Annotated in this window: 19 protein-coding genes; 9 read left to right on the forward strand and 10 right to left on the reverse strand. The window is 68.8% G+C overall.

Annotation, left to right across the window (positions count from 1 at the left end; all coding sequences use genetic code 11):
* Positions 1-634 (forward strand): WD40 repeat domain-containing protein (locus tag ACFTWP_RS34840; protein WP_380269036.1); only part of this gene is annotated, 634 nt, incomplete at its 5' end.
* Positions 635-751: 117 nt separating this feature from the next.
* On the opposite strand, the gene ACFTWP_RS34845 is transcribed toward ACFTWP_RS34840, so the two are convergent.
* The 4 genes from ACFTWP_RS34845 to ACFTWP_RS34860 form a co-directional block, all read right to left on the reverse strand.
* Positions 752-1285, reverse strand: a complete 534-nt coding sequence (locus ACFTWP_RS34845; protein ID WP_380269037.1) for a DUF4240 domain-containing protein — start codon at positions 1283-1285, stop codon at positions 752-754.
* 71 nt (positions 1286-1356) lie between these two features.
* Complete coding sequence (locus ACFTWP_RS34850) at positions 1357-2355, reverse strand: hypothetical protein (RefSeq protein ID WP_380269038.1); 999 nt, start codon at positions 2353-2355, stop codon at positions 1357-1359.
* A gap of 32 nt (positions 2356-2387) precedes the next feature.
* Entirely contained in the window at positions 2388-3089 is a 702-nt protein-coding gene (locus tag ACFTWP_RS34855) for a hypothetical protein (protein WP_380269039.1), read from the reverse strand.
* A complete protein-coding gene (locus ACFTWP_RS34860) occupies positions 3062-3310 on the reverse strand; it encodes a hypothetical protein (RefSeq protein WP_380269040.1) in 249 nt (82 codons plus the stop codon). The genes ACFTWP_RS34855 and ACFTWP_RS34860 overlap by 28 nt, the downstream gene beginning before the upstream one ends.
* A gap of 181 nt (positions 3311-3491) precedes the next feature.
* On the opposite strand from ACFTWP_RS34860, the gene ACFTWP_RS34865 reads away from it, so the two are divergent.
* Positions 3492-3872, forward strand: a complete 381-nt coding sequence (locus ACFTWP_RS34865; protein WP_380269109.1) for a DUF6188 family protein — start codon at positions 3492-3494, stop codon at positions 3870-3872.
* Positions 3873-4280: 408 nt separating this feature from the next.
* On the opposite strand, the gene ACFTWP_RS34870 is transcribed toward ACFTWP_RS34865, so the two are convergent.
* The 3 genes from ACFTWP_RS34870 to ACFTWP_RS34880 all read right to left on the reverse strand — a co-directional run bounded on the left by ACFTWP_RS34870 (position 4281) and on the right by ACFTWP_RS34880 (position 6400).
* Positions 4281-5375: a Helicase associated domain protein gene (locus ACFTWP_RS34870; RefSeq protein WP_380269041.1), complete on the reverse strand. Its 1095-nt coding sequence runs from the start codon at positions 5373-5375 to the stop codon at positions 4281-4283.
* A gap of 3 nt (positions 5376-5378) precedes the next feature.
* On the reverse strand, positions 5379-5585 hold the full coding sequence (locus ACFTWP_RS34875; RefSeq protein ID WP_380269042.1) for a hypothetical protein: 207 nt from the start codon (positions 5583-5585) through the stop codon (positions 5379-5381).
* A gap of 62 nt (positions 5586-5647) precedes the next feature.
* Complete coding sequence (locus ACFTWP_RS34880) at positions 5648-6400, reverse strand: DEAD/DEAH box helicase family protein (RefSeq protein WP_380269043.1); 753 nt, start codon at positions 6398-6400, stop codon at positions 5648-5650.
* Between the two features lie 417 nt (positions 6401-6817).
* Between ACFTWP_RS34880 and ACFTWP_RS34885 the strand changes: the two genes are divergently transcribed.
* Both ACFTWP_RS34885 and ACFTWP_RS34890 read left to right on the forward strand, forming a co-directional pair.
* Positions 6818-7630: a leucine-rich repeat domain-containing protein gene (locus ACFTWP_RS34885; protein ID WP_380269044.1), complete on the forward strand. Its 813-nt coding sequence runs from the start codon at positions 6818-6820 to the stop codon at positions 7628-7630.
* A gap of 200 nt (positions 7631-7830) precedes the next feature.
* A complete protein-coding gene (locus ACFTWP_RS34890) occupies positions 7831-8463 on the forward strand; it encodes a hypothetical protein (RefSeq protein ID WP_380269110.1) in 633 nt (210 codons plus the stop codon).
* Positions 8464-8662: 199 nt separating this feature from the next.
* On the opposite strand, the gene ACFTWP_RS34895 is transcribed toward ACFTWP_RS34890, so the two are convergent.
* Together ACFTWP_RS34895 and ACFTWP_RS34900 are read right to left on the reverse strand one after the other, a co-directional pair.
* Positions 8663-9190 (reverse strand): YrhB domain-containing protein, encoded by a 528-nt coding sequence (locus tag ACFTWP_RS34895; RefSeq protein ID WP_380269045.1) that lies wholly within the window; start codon positions 9188-9190, stop codon positions 8663-8665.
* Between the two features lie 133 nt (positions 9191-9323).
* Positions 9324-9569, reverse strand: coding sequence for a DUF2283 domain-containing protein (locus tag ACFTWP_RS34900; protein ID WP_380269046.1), 246 nt, complete (start codon positions 9567-9569; stop codon positions 9324-9326).
* A 341-nt stretch (positions 9570-9910) separates the two neighbouring features.
* On the opposite strand from ACFTWP_RS34900, the gene ACFTWP_RS34905 reads away from it, so the two are divergent.
* The 5 genes from ACFTWP_RS34905 to ACFTWP_RS34925 all read left to right on the forward strand — a co-directional run bounded on the left by ACFTWP_RS34905 (position 9911) and on the right by ACFTWP_RS34925 (position 12629).
* The gene (locus ACFTWP_RS34905; RefSeq protein WP_380269047.1) at positions 9911-10108 is read left to right on the forward strand and encodes a hypothetical protein; all 198 of its coding nucleotides are present in this window, start codon (positions 9911-9913) and stop codon (positions 10106-10108) included.
* Between the two features lie 42 nt (positions 10109-10150).
* Positions 10151-10534 (forward strand): hypothetical protein, encoded by a 384-nt coding sequence (locus ACFTWP_RS34910; protein WP_380269048.1) that lies wholly within the window; start codon positions 10151-10153, stop codon positions 10532-10534.
* Positions 10535-11129: 595 nt separating this feature from the next.
* Complete coding sequence (locus tag ACFTWP_RS34915) at positions 11130-11939, forward strand: hypothetical protein (protein ID WP_380269049.1); 810 nt, start codon at positions 11130-11132, stop codon at positions 11937-11939.
* A gap of 36 nt (positions 11940-11975) precedes the next feature.
* The gene (locus ACFTWP_RS34920; RefSeq protein ID WP_380269050.1) at positions 11976-12170 is read left to right on the forward strand and encodes a hypothetical protein; all 195 of its coding nucleotides are present in this window, start codon (positions 11976-11978) and stop codon (positions 12168-12170) included.
* Positions 12171-12173: 3 nt separating this feature from the next.
* Positions 12174-12629: a helicase associated domain-containing protein gene (locus ACFTWP_RS34925; RefSeq protein WP_380269051.1), complete on the forward strand. Its 456-nt coding sequence runs from the start codon at positions 12174-12176 to the stop codon at positions 12627-12629.
* A 348-nt stretch (positions 12630-12977) separates the two neighbouring features.
* Here the strand turns inward: ACFTWP_RS34925 and aspS are convergent, their stop codons facing one another.
* Entirely contained in the window at positions 12978-14294 is a 1317-nt protein-coding gene (aspS, locus tag ACFTWP_RS34930; protein WP_380269052.1) for an aspartate--tRNA(Asn) ligase, read from the reverse strand.
* Positions 14295-14905 lie beyond the last annotated feature (611 nt).

Consider the following 14905-nt stretch of genomic DNA (forward strand, 5'->3'; position numbering starts at 1 on the left):
GTACGCGGTGGCATGCACAACTCTCGACGGGCGGCCCGTCGCCGTCACCGGCAGCTGGGAAGAGTCGGTGCGGGTGTGGGACCTGACCACCGGCCAGCCGGTGGGTGAACCCCTCACCGGCCACACCAGCGGCGTGAACGCGGTGGCGTGCACGGTGCTCGATGGGCGGCCCGTCGCCGTCACCGGCAGCACGGACACCACGCTGCGGGTCTGGGACCTGACCACCCGCCGGACCCTGGGCGGACCCCTCACCGGCCACACCGGCCCCGTGAACGCGGTGGCGTGCACCATGCTCGACGGCCGACCCGTCGCCGTCACCGGCAGCACGGACACCACGGTGCGGGTGTGGGACCTGACCACCGGACGGACCCTGGGCGGACCCCTCACCGGCCACACCGGCAACGTGTTCGCGGTGGCGTGCACCATGCTCAACGGCCGGCCCGTCGCCGTCACCGGCAGCTACGACAAGTCGGTGCGGGTGTGGGACCTGACCACCGGACGGGCCATCGCAGAGATCCTCACCGACAACCCTTGGGCCGTCACGCTCACCACCACTGGCGACCTCATCATCGGCCTCCACCACGACATCGCCCTCTACCGCCGCCAACCACACAACCCCACCACACGCAGCTGACCAGGCAACACAGCACCCCTACAGAATTGATCACAACCCACCCACACCACCACAAGCTCGACTCGCCAAGCGGTTGACCTGAAGGAGGCGCGGACCTGGTCGCAGGCGAGCGTAGTTTCAGACCAGGTAGAGCGCCGCCAGCTCCGGCAGGCGTCGCCTCAGCTCGGCTCGATCATCGAAGTCGAATGCCCATTCGGGGTCCGGGTCGGGATATTGGGTCGTGGAGACGTAGTCGGGGAGTTGATCGCCAGTCGCTTCGAGATGGGCATCCCAAGCTATGACCAACGCCGCCTCGCAGTCGATCACCCCGTGGGGAGCGGCAGCACGAACCATCGGCAGGTCAGCCAGCGAGTCCGGATCGGCCAGGACCTGCTCGAACACGCCCTGGCCCTGCGTGATCAGCCAGCCGCGGAAGTAGTCGAAGCCGTCGTCGGAACACCCACCGTTGATGGTGTAGGCGGCGGCCCACAAAGAGTCCCTGTAAGAGCGCGCCAGCAGGTCTCGCAGCACTTGATCGGCGGCGATGATCTCGTCGCCGGGTCGGGCGGAGAGCAAAGCCATAGCCTCGGCCGCGACTGCATCCCCGTCGGCCGGATCGGCAACCTGACAGCGAGCATCCTCGATCAACTTCCAGAACCTCTGTACGTTCATGACACCAGAGCATGCCAGCCTGGTCCGACACCGACGCGGCATCTCCCCGGCGACCAACTGCTGACGGACGATCAGAAGCGGCTGCGGCGCACCGTGGGCCGGGTGGGCGGGGCATGCTCGGCGCGCAGCGCGAGGGCCGCGGTGCGGGTGCGCTCCAGCCAGTCGGTCACCTGGCGCAGCGTGGCCGCGTTGAGGTGGCGGGTGAGGTCGCGGACGGCCTGGTGGTCGTCGTCGGTGAGGGTGCGGAGGCCGGCGCGGTCCAGGGCGGTGTAGAGGGGTTGGGCGGTGGGCCCGGCCAGGCGGCGGTGCGCGACGTCGATGCTCTGTCGGGCCTCGTGGGTGGCCTCGCGGGCGCATTCGGCGACATCGCGGCGGTGGCGCTCGAAGCGCAGCGCGTGCTGGAGGGTGGTGTCGTGGTCGGGGTCGTAGCGCTGCGCGCGGGTCTGGGCGGTGTGGTCGCGCAGGCGCTGCCACTCGTCGAGGATGGCGGCCGCGGTGGCGGCGGCGGTTTCGTCTCCGGTGTCGGCGTGCCGGTCGGCGGTGCGCTCGTCGTCCCGGGCCCGGTGCAGGGCCTGGTCGATGGCATCCAGGGTGAGACCGGCTGCCCGGCGGCGGATGCTGCTGCGAAGGTCGCCAAGCAGCGGGTGCTCCTGGTCGCCGTACTCCTCGGCGTCGTGGGCGGGGGCGGGATGCTGGGCGAGGGCGGCGTGCAGGGTCGCGCCGGCCTGCCAGGCCTCGGCGTGCACGACGGGCTCCGGCGCGGCGAGGCCGGGGCCGGCGGCGCGGACGATCCGGCCCTCCACCAGGGCCACCCAGCCATCCAGGCCGTCGACATCGCGCTCGGTCCAGCCGCGAGCGAGGTCGGCGCCGTGGTGCAGGGTGCGGATGCCGTCGTGGCCGCTCCAGCGCAGCCACACCGAGCCGCGCACCAGCGGGGAGTCGAGGATCGGGCGGCCCAGCTCCCGGTCGGCGGGCGCGGACCGGCTGCTGTCCGGGGTCAGCTCCAGCCGTACGGGCGCAGCGGCGGGGTCCGGGGTGTGGTCCGGGGTGGGGCGGGTGGTGTCGGTCATCGCGGGCCTTCCGGGGCGTCGGGGCGGGGTGGTCAGGTGCGGTGGGGCCATGCCGTGGTCGTGTCGTCGAGGAGGACGGCGGGCAGGACGCCGTTCCAGGCGGCGGCCAGGGCCTGGGGCCGGCGGGTGAGCAGTTCGGCGAGGATCAGGCTCTCGGGCTGGCGGACCAGGACGTAGCGGGGGCCGGGCCACCCGTCCGGGTCGCGGTCGTGGCCGGTGCCGTGCCCGTAGTTGCGGTACATCTCGCGCAGTTCCCGCTCCCGGTCGCGGACGAAGGCGGTGAGGGTGGCGGTGTAGTCGGGGCCGTCGAGGAGCCACTGGATCGCGTCCAGGACGGCGTCGGTCATCTCGTCGTCGTGCGGCTGCTCGCCGACGAGACCCGCGAACAGCTCCAGGGCCACACCGAGTACCCGGCCCGGATCCGTGGGCGCCGGGACGACCGGCTGGGGATCGGGAGGAGTGGGGCCCGGAGGTACTGCCAGTCCGCCGTTGCGGGCTTCGACGCGGGCCTGCTCGGCGAGCTGGGCTTTCGCCGCGACGCTGCCGTCGTACCAGCCGTCGACGTAGTCGTCGGACGTGCCGTCGGGAAAGCGCAGTCCGGTGCTGCTCACGGTGCCCTGCGCCCAGTCGAGAACATCCCACTCGATCCGGGCGACCACGGCGGAGGCCTGCTCGCGAGTGCGGCCGGCGGCCACCAGGAGATCCGTCACCAGGTTGTAGCCAGGGCCGAACATGCGCGTCTCTCCTTCACAAAGCGGTGCGGGGCGGCCCGTGCCCTGGGGCCGCCCCGTGAGTGGTGGTGCCACTGGTCGGCGTTGCAGTCGTGGTCGGCCTCGATGTAGTCGCCGTCGGCGAACTGGGTCTGAAGGGACCAGCGGCAGGTGCACTCGGCGCGGCCCTCCCAGCTGATCTCGCCGTCGTGGTCCTCGTCGCAGTCGTGATCGGCGTCGGCCATGGTGCCGTCCTCGACTGGTGAAGTGTCGGTGTTCCGAACCTGGCCATTCCCGTGCTGGCTGGCCCCACCGTGAGGGCCGCGAGGCCGTGGGGGTCTATTCGGCTGGCGTTGTTGGTGCTCCACGGTGCATCTTGCTGTGGTGGATGAATCGTTGTTGGCCGAGCACGAAGACCGTTGGATCATGAATCTTCGGGGCCTGGCGGTTACCGAGATCAGCATTGGCTACCAGCTGTTCCTGCGCCTCGACTCGGATGCGCGCGTGGTTCTTGGATGCCCCTTCGAGCTCACCCAGGGTGTCGGTGACGGCCGTCAGCATGTCTTCCTCGACCCAGGACGACAGGATGTGGCGGCGGCGCTCGGGCTGTTCGAAGCGAAGCTTTTGTCTGCGGTGGCCTTCAAGACTGGCTCGCTGCGGCTGGTTTTCGACAACGGCTGCCACCTCAACAGTCGGGCGGACCCGTCGTTCGAGGCATGGGAAGTGCTGGGGCCGGGAGGCTGGCGGGTAGTCTCGATGCCGGGTGGGAAGCTCGCGGTCTGGTCCGGGCAATCCATGCCCTCCTGACGGCTGCCGGTGCCGGAGAGGGCTCGCCGGCGGCGAGGTAGGCGCCGGTCACCTCGGCCAGGTACTGGACGAGTTCGTCCGCCCGCGCGCGGGCCGTCACCGGGCCCCGGCCGGGCTGCCCGTGCGCATCGGCGTGGGCGAAGGAGGCGTCGAGGCCGGCGGCATACTGCACCAGGCAGTCGTACAGTCGGGTGGTGCTCTCCAGGTCCATCCGCATCTCACCCCGCACCCGTGCCAGCCGGAAGGTCTCGGCGGTGTGGCGCAGCAGGGCGGTCACGTGGGTGGCCGGCATCATCAGCTCGCCGCTGTCGTGGCGGTAGAGCGTGAGCGGGAACCGCTCCTCGTGCTCGTCCATGGTGGGTCCCCTTCGGTCGTGTTCCTCGGCGGCGGTGTGGCGGGTGGTGTCGGTCAGGTGTGGAGGGCGTCGAGGACGGCGGTCTGCTGGGGGCTGAGTTTGCCGTCGGTGCGGGCCTTGTCCTGCTTGCGAAGCCAGGCGCCGGGTCGGAAGGTGGGGTCGGTGTCGGCGCCGGTGCGGTTGGCGGGGCCGTCCAGGGTGCCGCCGGCGGCGATGTAGGCGAGCAGGCTCCGGTAGGAGCGGTTCCAGTCCGGCTCGGTGCGCCACATCGCGTCCAGCACGGTGAGCTTGGCGCCCTGGGCGGCCGTGAGCTTCGGGTTCTTGCGCTGGCGGCCCATCCAGGCGCCGACGCCGTGGCCGTCGAGCTTCTCAGCGGCCGGGATCGCCAGGTGCCCGTGCCGCTCTGCCCGGGCGCGGGCGTGGGCGAAGCCGCGCTCCCAGGAGTGGGCGTGCTTGTCCCAGATCATGTCCAGCTGGTCCAGCTCGTTCACCCGGAGCGGGGCGAGGAGTCCTGCGCCCTTGAGGTAGCGCTGGCGGTCGAGCCAGCTCACCAGGTCGCCGTCGACGCTCTTGTCGACCGCGTCCAGGTGCCCGTGCCGGGCCCGGAACGCGGCGGCCAGCTGGTACATCCGCTGCCACTCGGTGGCGCGCGGGTTGAACGCGCGCAGCATCACCGTCTGGAGGATCTGCGCGGCGTGCTTGCGGGCGTTGATCCGCAGCCAGTCGACCGGCGTGTCCCCATTCGGCTGCTCGGCGCCGTCCTGACCGGCCCCGGCGTCCGTGTCCGCGCCGGCGTCCGACACGACGGTGTGGTCCTTCTCCCCCGCCCGCTTGGTGCGCAGCTCGGTGATCCGGCCGACCACGCGGGCGTCGTGGGCGGCCAGGGCCCGCAGGACCCGCCAGATGGCACGGAAGGAGGACGCCTCGATCTCCTCCTCGGCCTCGGCCCTGACCGCCTCCCCGGCATCGCGCACCTCGGCCGGGTCGGCGGTGGTTGTGTCGTCGCCGACCTCGGGGGTGGGCAGGTAGACGGGGATGATGACCCAGGAGACCTTGCCCTGCCGATAGGACTGGCGCAGCGCCCGGCCGACGGCCTGGACGACGTCGATGACCGAGGACTTCGGATCCGAAAAGACGATCGAATCCACGGCCTAGATGTCGATGCCCTCGTTCAGGAGCCGGCTGTTGCAGATGATGCAGCACTCCTCGCCCTCCTCACCAGGCCACTCTCCGGTGGTGGCCCAGAAGGTCGCGAACGCGGCCCGGCGGTCCTTGAGCCGGTCGCTGCCGGCCACCGCGAGCGCGGTCACCCGCTCCGGCCGGTCCGTAGCGGGCAGCAGCTCGGCGGCGGCGTTCATGGTCGCGGCGAACTCCCGGGCCGCGGCCCACGCGGGAATGGAAGGTGATGACCCGGCGCAGCTCAAGGTCGGCGACCGCGCGCAGCACCGAGATCTGCAGGGCCAAGCGGAGCAGTTCCTCGTTGGAGCGCTGGGAGCGCAGGTCGGCGACGGCGGGCAGGTTGAGCAGTTCGCGCAGGTCCTCGTCCGTGACAACAGGCACCAGCACCCGGTAGTCGGCGAGATAGCCGTGCTCGATGCCCTGTTGCAGTGTCCAGATGAGGACGGTCTATCGAGCAGAGCGCGGGCAGTTCCTGGCCTTCGGTGAGGTCGGTCAGGCCGGCCTTCGCGTGCCGGTCATCGGCGATCTTCCGGGTCACGGTGAAGTACAGGCGACGGGCGGCCGGAACCTTGTCGTCGGCGTGGATCGCCGCCCAGGCCTTGCCCTCGGAGCCTGCCGTCCTGTGGGCCTCGTCGATGATCACGAGGTCCCAGGCGGGCAGGGCGAAGTCCTGGTGGGCAGCCACGATGCGCTCCAGGGAGGCGTAGGTGGCGTAGACGGTGACCTGCTCGCCCTGCTTCTCCTTCGCGACCAGGTCGGCGATCCGGGCGGCCTGCGTGGTCACCTGGGCCTCGACGCGGCCGCCGGCCTCAGCGCTCTCCAAGGCCTCCGTCCGTGAGGACGCCGCCACAGGCCACGTCCGCGGTTTCGCCGAAATGATGACCATCCCTCGCGGCCACGAGCCGCCCCACTGGATCAGCGGCGTTCTGCGCGACGACTTGCCGGCCATCCGGGCGTTCGCCCAGGGACTCCAGTACGACGAGAAGGCCGTCATCGCCGGCCTGTGCCTTCCCTGGAGCTCCGGCCAGGTCGATGGCCAGGTGACGCGGGTGACATCGACAGTGGGAGCGTCAGTACCGGGGCCCAGCGGGGTCTACTCAGGGCGCTGATCGCGCGCCACGCATACGGCTGCCGCCTGCACCGCCTCTTACTCCCGCTGGTTCGGTCCGATGGACCTCGGGTGCCCCGGCGGCACCTGTTGAAGCGACAACGTGAGCGTCCCACATCCGAGCCACCCGCACCACGCCCGCTCCAGACCATGCAGCTGACCGAGACGTCGTGATCGTCACACCGATTGCGACAGACCCGCCGAAGGGGGCTGTCGCAGATCCCGTGATTGGGTCAGGTACGTTGATCGAATCGCAGCCACCCGCCCGCTAGGGTTCGCCGATGGCTCCGTATCTTGTGTGCCATGGCGAATGAAGCAGATTCGGCACCGCTCACCAACCGATGGGGCCACACATCGGACTCCGCCCCGGGTAGCAGTGCCGCCTCCCGAGATGTCTGCAGGTGCTTCGACCAGCACGAAGTGAGCAACCGGCGACGGGTGCGCTTCCACAGCGAGCGGCAGGACGCGTCCTCGCCGGCCTGGCAGCATCTCCTGGCGCTGGTCGACGAAGCAGCGGCCGACGGGCGGGAGGTGTTTCGACCTCTGGTTGAGATGAGTCCACAGGAGCGGCGACAGATCGTCACTCTGCCGCCCAGCATCAAGGGCCTCACCGCCGTCAAGCACTTCGACCTCTACGGCAGCAACCTGGTTCGGATCCCTCCGGAGATCAGCGCCATGAGCAGCCTGCAGGAATTCACCCCGTACACATCGCACCGGCTGCACTGGTTCCCGTATGAGCTGACCAGGTGCCCAAGCCTGAAGCGCAGCACCGTGAGCACGCGCGCCCTGTACGGTAACGAGAAGCTCCGCCCACCGTTCCCGCCGCTCCAGCCCGCGCGCATAACAACTGGAGCCGTCCGCCTTGGCGCAGTCGAACCCGGAGAGTGGGGTCCTTCGGCAATTCGCAGCTGCAGCGTCTGTGACCGGTCGCTGGAGGGAGCCGAGATCCACCAGGCATGGATCTCGCTGCGAGTCGCCACCGACGTCCTGCCGCTTCTGGTCAACGCATGCTCTGCGTCCTGCCTGCAGGCTCTGCCCAAGCCGCCGGAGGACTACGTCCAGATCCCGCACGCAGGTGGTCCCGGCCTTGCCCAGCCCACTGCCGACTACGCCTGACTTCCAGTCAACAGCGAGCCGCAACTCCGCTGCCAGGTGCCGAGCCAGCTCCAACATCCCGGGCATCACAGGATTTGCGACAGGGCCACCTAAGGCGCTGAGCTCCCGCGCCGGTTCACGCGTGGCAGAGACGAGGATGCTCGGCGTAACCGGGAGGCGTCACGGGCGGGGGATGCGGAATACTTCAGCGGGTGATCGTGATGCAGCCCGTCCTGGAGATCAACACCCCTGACGGCTTCGACCTCTGGCCGGTCGCGAAGGCCGAGCCGTTCGGCTTCCTGCCCCTCAGCGGGGAACTCTCGTCCGCCGAGGTCGGGACGGCGGTGATGCGCATCGCCGGTTGCAACGACGTCGACCCCGACGGCGACCGCCCGCCCCGGCCCGTGGACCCGCTTGACTCCTTCCTCCACGGGCTGCTGACCTTCGACAACGTCTTCGCAGCCGGCGGCCTGCGGGTGACCGACAACTCCACCGGCATCACGTTCCTGCCCGGCTGCTGCGACGGGCTGGAGGACTGGCGCGACTGGCACAGGCTCGTCGACAGCGGCGGCCTCCTCGGCTTCGGCCACGACCCCGTGTCACCGGTTGCGGAGCGCCTCGGCGACACCGTCCGGCTCACGGTCAACGCCGAGCAGAGCGACAGTCCGGTGATCGAACTGTCCCTCACCGAACTCCGCCACCTGCTCGCCGGTGCCGAGCGCGACCTCGCCGACTTCCTCGCGTTGACCGCCCACTGGCTCCTAGAGCACCTGCCCGGCCACTGGGCTCCCGTCACCACCGCCCTCGCCCGGGCTCTCGACCTGCCCGCACTCGCCATATCGCAGGAGAAGTAGCGCAGCGGGCCCGGTTCCGCGGCCGACGAGACCGTATCTGGCACAGTCGTGTGCCTCGGTGAGCACGCGTTCACCGTGTACTCGGCTGGGCACTTCGACGGCTCTGGCAAGGTTTTCGTGGCCGGAGATCGTCTTGGTTCGGTGGGTGCTCGACCCGCGTTGCGGTCCACCGTTTCCAATGGCCTGGTTGGTCGTACGGCTACTGGACCGGACCAGTCAACGTTTCGATCGAAAGGCGCGGGCACCTCTCCTGCGTACGGGTGCGGCGTGCCAACTCTTCCGAGGGTTCGGCGCCACCCTGAAGGGCATCGACGTAGGCCCGCGCTTCCCGCAGACTCAGCCCCGGGGCTTGCTTCCGCAGGTGGCTCATCGCGGCCACGACCCCGGCGGAGTGTACGAGCGCACGCACGGACGAGGCCAGTGGGTCAGGCGGTCGGATGCCCTTGATCTGCTGGAGGTAGAGCTCCTCCCAGTTCTCGGCTATGCACGTGGTGGTGGGGATGTGGTGGATGCTGCCGTCGTGTCGGTCCACCAGGTAGGGGCCGCTGCCAATGAGGCTGTGGCGCGGATCACGGGTGCGTGCGTACTCTGCGGAGTTCCAGAAGACGAGCCAGCCGACTGCACGCTCCTTCACGGTGCAGATGGCCAGCTCGGGTCCTGCCCCCGTCAGCCGTTCTCGGGCCAGTAGGGAGTCGACAAGCTCGACGGCGTGTTCCTTGGAAATCACGCTTCCATCATTCACCGCAGGTCAATCGGGTTTCGGAGGGCGGGGGCGGGGCCGCGCCCGCATTGAGATCGCAGACGCGGCCTGAGGCATCTCCAACCTGATGCGGCGCGAGGCGAGGGACCGCTCAACCACGTCATGCACCGTCGGCGTCCAGACGCTCAGATGACGCGAGCAGGTACTCGGGCAGCTTGGAACTGGCCCTCAGTATCTCGATCCCGATGAGGCGTCCCTGTTCGTCGAAGTCCAGGTTGATCATGCCGTCGACCTCCACCGGATCGCAGGGATACATGCGCGAAGACCTGGTGCGAACCTGCGGATCTGTGAGGTAGACGTATGCCGCGTTCGCGGTCTCGTCGTAGGTGACTCTGAGGTCTGCCATGGCTGGCACGCTCCCTTGATGCGGCTAGTGTCGGCACACGACGCTGGTCATGTGGGTGGTACTGGAAAGGCTCGATGAGCCCCCATCAAAACAAAACGATCTTCAGCCCGGACGACCACCAACCGGATTTCAGCGGCTCTGGCGGAGATCCACGAAAGCCGCCCTGAGTGCCCTCCGAAAGGGATCTTGACTATTAGCCAGAAGATCTTGATCATTGCCCAGCGCCTCACGGCCAGTGCTTGATGCAGGTGGGCGTTCGCTAAGAGCTGTCCCGTAACTGGACGGCGCCCCCTGCCGATCCCGAATCGGACCGTGTCGGTGGCTGGTGACAGGATCCAGGGGTGCTGATCAAGGGATACGACGTCGGCCCGTTCGTACCGGGCGAGTCACTGCTGGTCCATCCGGGCTTCTGGTCGAACTACCTCTTGGCGTTGTGCAGCGACGGGGGGTGTGCCGAGCGCCCGGTTCCGGAGTGGTTCGGTGAGGACGGCGCCGATGTCGATGCCCTGTCCGAGGTCCTCTTCGATCCTGAGCACTAGCCAGTGTTCAGGATGCCGGCAGAAGACGGCCCCGGAGTCGTGGTGATCTACCGCAACCTGGAAGGCGACTACGGCACCGACTACCTCCTCACCCATCCAGGCAGAGGCTACGTCGAGCAGATCGCCAGCTGGGACGGAGAGTTCTCGGGCACCGGGCTGCCATGGCAAGAACTGATCCGGATCGCTGACAGCCCGTCCCTTGCGGACGAAGGCGTCCAGGACGCAGCCACCCGCTTTTTGCTGCTGTTTCCCCTCCTCACCGACCTGGACGTGCCGGAAGCAGCATCGGCAAGGCTCATCGCCGCCCTGACTGCGATCGGCGCGCCGCGAGACACCGTCCGCCTCGCGGCGGAGCATCTGCTGACCCACCTTACGAGGAGATCCCGACACGACCCCGCGTGGACGTCTCCGCTGAGCGGCAGCTGAGAGGTGAGCCGAACCGCTGATCATACCCATGGAACGATCTTGGGATGGCCGGTGTGATCACGGCGTCGGAATCCTCCTGGATAGCCCTGTTGTCCGGGTCCACCAGCCCAGCACCCGCCCGGCTTCCCGCCACCCGGTCCGGCAAGGATCCCGCTCTCGACCCGCAGCCGGCAATCCGTTTGAGACTCGCCAGGCCGGGCCCGGCCGGCTCCCGGCGGACGGCTCACCCCCGAGATGGGGCGGGGAGCGGCAGGACCAGGAGCAGCAGGCCGAGCAGGCCAGGGAGCGGGAGCCGCAGACGGACCCCGCTCCCTCACCGGCTCGAACGGCGGGCGGGCGGACCCAACGCCGACGGCCGCCAGGAGCACCCGGCCGAGCCGGGGGTGGCCGGGACGACGGCACGGACGAACGATCGGGCAGTCATCCCGGACGGCCTACTGCACTGCCTCTCCACCGGTTCGGGCCACACCCTGCGCCGGGCGCTAGTCGAGGTCCACGCTGCACGTTGAGCAAAAGCCCCGCAGGGGAGACTGCCTGCTGGTGGACGAGCCACGATCCTCGTTTTTCGCTGCCGGGTTGCGAGTACATTCGCCACATGGCCCCTTCCGGCGAAGCGCCCAAACCCTCCACCACAGCCCGCGGGCCGAAGACAACGGCATCCGACGGGATGAAGAGCGTCAGGGGCACTTTCGTGTATCCCGAGGACCTGACACCCGGCAACGCAGGGAAAGCCCCAGGCGGCCTGCACCAGAACCTCTACAACGAGAACGGCAAACTCGAAGGCCACGGCACGTTCTTCCCCGACGACGCGAACGAGCCTGGCTCACCGGAGCCAGAGACTGTCTTCGTCTTCGTGACCAGCGAGACGGCGCCCCCGCCCTCCGAGACCGACATCGACGAGTTGCTCGATACTGTCCTGAGGCTGCTGTCCTTCTCCGTCGAGCACGCGCCACAGTTCATCCAGTGGTGGAAAACCCGTGCACTGCCGGTGGTCAAGTCCGGCTGGAAGAAGGCGGCCCGAACTGGTGTGCCAGGCATACGCCGTGTCGGTGACCGCGCACCATCGCCAGCCACAACCGCTGACGCCCCACGCATGGCATCGGCGCCCGTTGGCGGCAGGAGCAGCGCCCGCATGAGCACAGCGGAGGCTCAGGCACGCCTTGTACTGGCCCAGTTGGCCAAGGCCTTCAGCGACGAACAGGCGCAGATCGTCCGCGACGCCCGCATCGATGACGCTGATGAGGGGGTAGAACAGGGGCGTGTAGTTCATGCTCCCACGCCTGGGCAGATAGCGGACGTCACGAGGACGCTGCAGTGCCTGGACGCTGCGACTTTGGCTGAGGTCCGCAAGCTTCTGGAAAGTACTGGGACGGGCAGGAGCATGTTGGCCCTCGGCCCGTCCTGACTGGGCGCGGGTCTGGCGAAGAGCCATAGTGGTTCGTTGGCGGCGCCAGCGCGCGCCTCGGTCGGCGGATACGCGTTCGGGACGTGGCTGTCCGAGCTGCGGGCCTCGGCCCAGTTAGCAACGGGCGAGCAGGGCGCATTGACGCCGAAGCGCCAGCGGGCGCCGGAGGAGATCGACCCGTGGTGGTGCCACACCTGGCCGATCACCTGCAGCATGGCCCGGCAGTGGTAGCTGGTGTCCGACAGCCTGGTCGACTGGACCACCTTGCCGGCGGACACAGTGTTCGAGGGTGAGCAGCTCGGCCGCTGGATGCAGGCGCAGCGGGTCAGCTGGCCCGGCCTGGAGGAGGACCGACGGAACCTGCCGACGGCGATCGGCATCGAGGCGGACCCCGAACCGGTCGCCGCGAGGGAGGCCGCGGAAGCGAAGCCGAAGGTGTTCCGCACCGATCGGTTCGCCCAGAGCCTGGCAGCCCTCGCCCAGTTTGTCGAGCGGGAGCGGCACCCCCGGTTCCCTCGCCCGCATAAGGAACCGCTGGAGAGCGTGGAGGCCGGTCCCGGTGGCGTGGAGCAGGTGGAGGTGTCGCACTTTGCGCTGGGCGCCTGGTTGACCAACCAGAAGGTTCGCCGGGCGAAGCTGACCCAGGGCCAGCTCGCGCAGCTCGCCGAGCACGGCAGGGAGTGGGCGTAGGTACAGCGTTGGGATACCCGGGAGGCTCACGCGAGTCTCGTACACCGACGAAGTCTGCAGGTCAGGGCCGGTCAGGTCCCCATCGTGGATGGAGGCCCGACCGGGAACACCAGCTCGACACCTCAACGGATGAACCGGACGATTCCCAGCGGACTCACGAGATGGCGCTGGTCAAAGGCCACCCAGGCCACGGCGCAGCAGCAGGAACTCACACTGGCCCTTCGCGGCCACTGGGATAAGAACCCCGCTGAGGCATGGATCCTCGACCTGGGCCACACCTGGTGCTGAGCGAGCCCCAGCTGCCCCACCGTCAGGAGACGGTGGGGCAGCTGTGCGTGTGCCCCTGACTCAGGGGGTGAGGCGGTTCGGGCCGCGGAACAGGAACGCGGCCTCGCGGATCGAGTCCAGGCCGAGCATGACCATCAGGATCCGACCCAGGCCGGCGCCGAGGCCGCCGTGCGGCGGGCACCCGAAGCGGAAGATGTTCATGTAGTCCTGCATCGGCTCGGTGTCCATGCTCTTCTCCTCAGCCTGCTTGAGCAGCACGTCGGACCGGTGCTCTCGCTGGGCGCCGGTGGTGATCTCCAGACCCTTCCAGAGCAGGTCGAAGCTGAGCGTCAGGTCCGGCCGGTCCGCCGGGCGCATGTGGTAGATGGGCCGGATGCTGGCCGGGTAGTGCGTGATGAACACGAACTCGTGACCCGTGAGCTGCTTCATGTGAGCGGCGATAGTGCGCTCACCTTCCGGGTCCAGGTCCTCCTTGACGCCTTCGGGGTCCCAGTCGCCGGCCCGCAGGATCTCCTGTGCCTGGGCCATCGTGATCCTGGGGAATGGAGCTTCCGGCACCATTACCTCGATACCGAAGACCTCCCAGATCGCCTCACCATGGACCTCGGCAACCTTCGTGATGGCGTGGACGAGCATCCGCTCCTCGAACACCATCACGTCCTCAACGCCGTCGATCCACGAGAGCTCGACGTCCACGCCGGTGAACTCGGTCGCGTGCCGGGAGGTGTACGACGGCTCGGCCCGGAAGACGGGTCCGATCTCGAATACCCTGTCGATGCCGGCGGCCACGGCCATCTGCTTGTAGAACTGCGGCGACTGGGCGAGGTAGGCCGAGCGTTCGAAGTACCCGAGCTTGAACACCTCCGCGCCGGACTCCGAGGCGGTGCCCATCAGCTTCGGCGTGTGCATCTCCGTACAGCCGTTCCCCATGGCGTACTCGCGCAGCCCCTGCTCCAGAGTCGTCTGCGCGGCGAACACCAGCTGCGCGGTGGCCCGCTTGCGTACGTCGAGGAACCGCCAGTCGAGTCGGTGCTCGGGGCCGGTCTTCTCGTCGATCGGCAGGGGCGTCTGCGCCCGGTTCAGCACCTCGACCGTCTCGGGGACGAGCTCCAGGCCACCCAGGTTGACTTGGGCTGCCTCTACGATTCGGCCGGTGATTCGAACGGCGGACTCGGGGGTCAGCGATTCGATGGCGGCTTCAAGCGGACCGCCGTCGCGCTTGTGGGTTACCTGGACCATGCCGGAGTGGTCCCGCAGGATGACGAACTGCATCTTGCGTTGCAGCCGGAGTGCATTCACCCAACCGGAGACGGTTACGATCTCGTCGAGGTGTGCCCGTAGGTCAGATGCCAGCACGCGGCTAGTGATGTGGATCATCGCAGCCCTCCAGGGGCGTCGTCATGATCCCTTGGAAGCGTGGGCGAGAAGGGTACTCGCGGTGCCACCACGCCTTTGCCACCGCCAGACAGCGGCGGCCTCATTCAGCCCGATGACGGGGGCAAACCGGCGGGGCATCGGACCCGAGGGCCTTTCCTCCCCGCGCTCGAGAGGGTCTTCACCACGGGTGCGAGTCCGCCTTCACAGCTTCCGGCGGCTCTCTCTGCTCGCGTGATCCGTGGCTACTCGTCTCCGTCGACGCGTTGGTCACGAGGATAGGGATGCCACAAGCCCCCCGCAACACAATCACGGCGGTGACGTACCAGGTGGCCGGATGAGGCCCGTACCGAGGGCGGATAGGACGCCCTTCCCCCTTGCTGGTGCTTCGGGCTTCACCCAAGGCCGGGTAGCTCCTGGACAATTTCCGCTGGTGGCAAGGATGTTGGTCTCCATTGCGCAGCGGTGTAGAGGCCGGGTCCGATCTTGTGCATGAGGCCGTTGGCGGCCCAGGGCCGGTGACGGGCCAGCGCCTGCGGCGCCGGGGACGGTGGCGGGCAGGTGGCGGTGGCCTACGGCCCCCGGGCCGGCGGCCCCGACCAGCCGTCAAACCG

The sequence above is a fragment of the Kitasatospora sp. NPDC057015 genome (assembly GCF_042673745.1).
Classification (GTDB): Bacteria; Actinomycetota; Actinomycetes; order Streptomycetales; family Streptomycetaceae; genus Kitasatospora.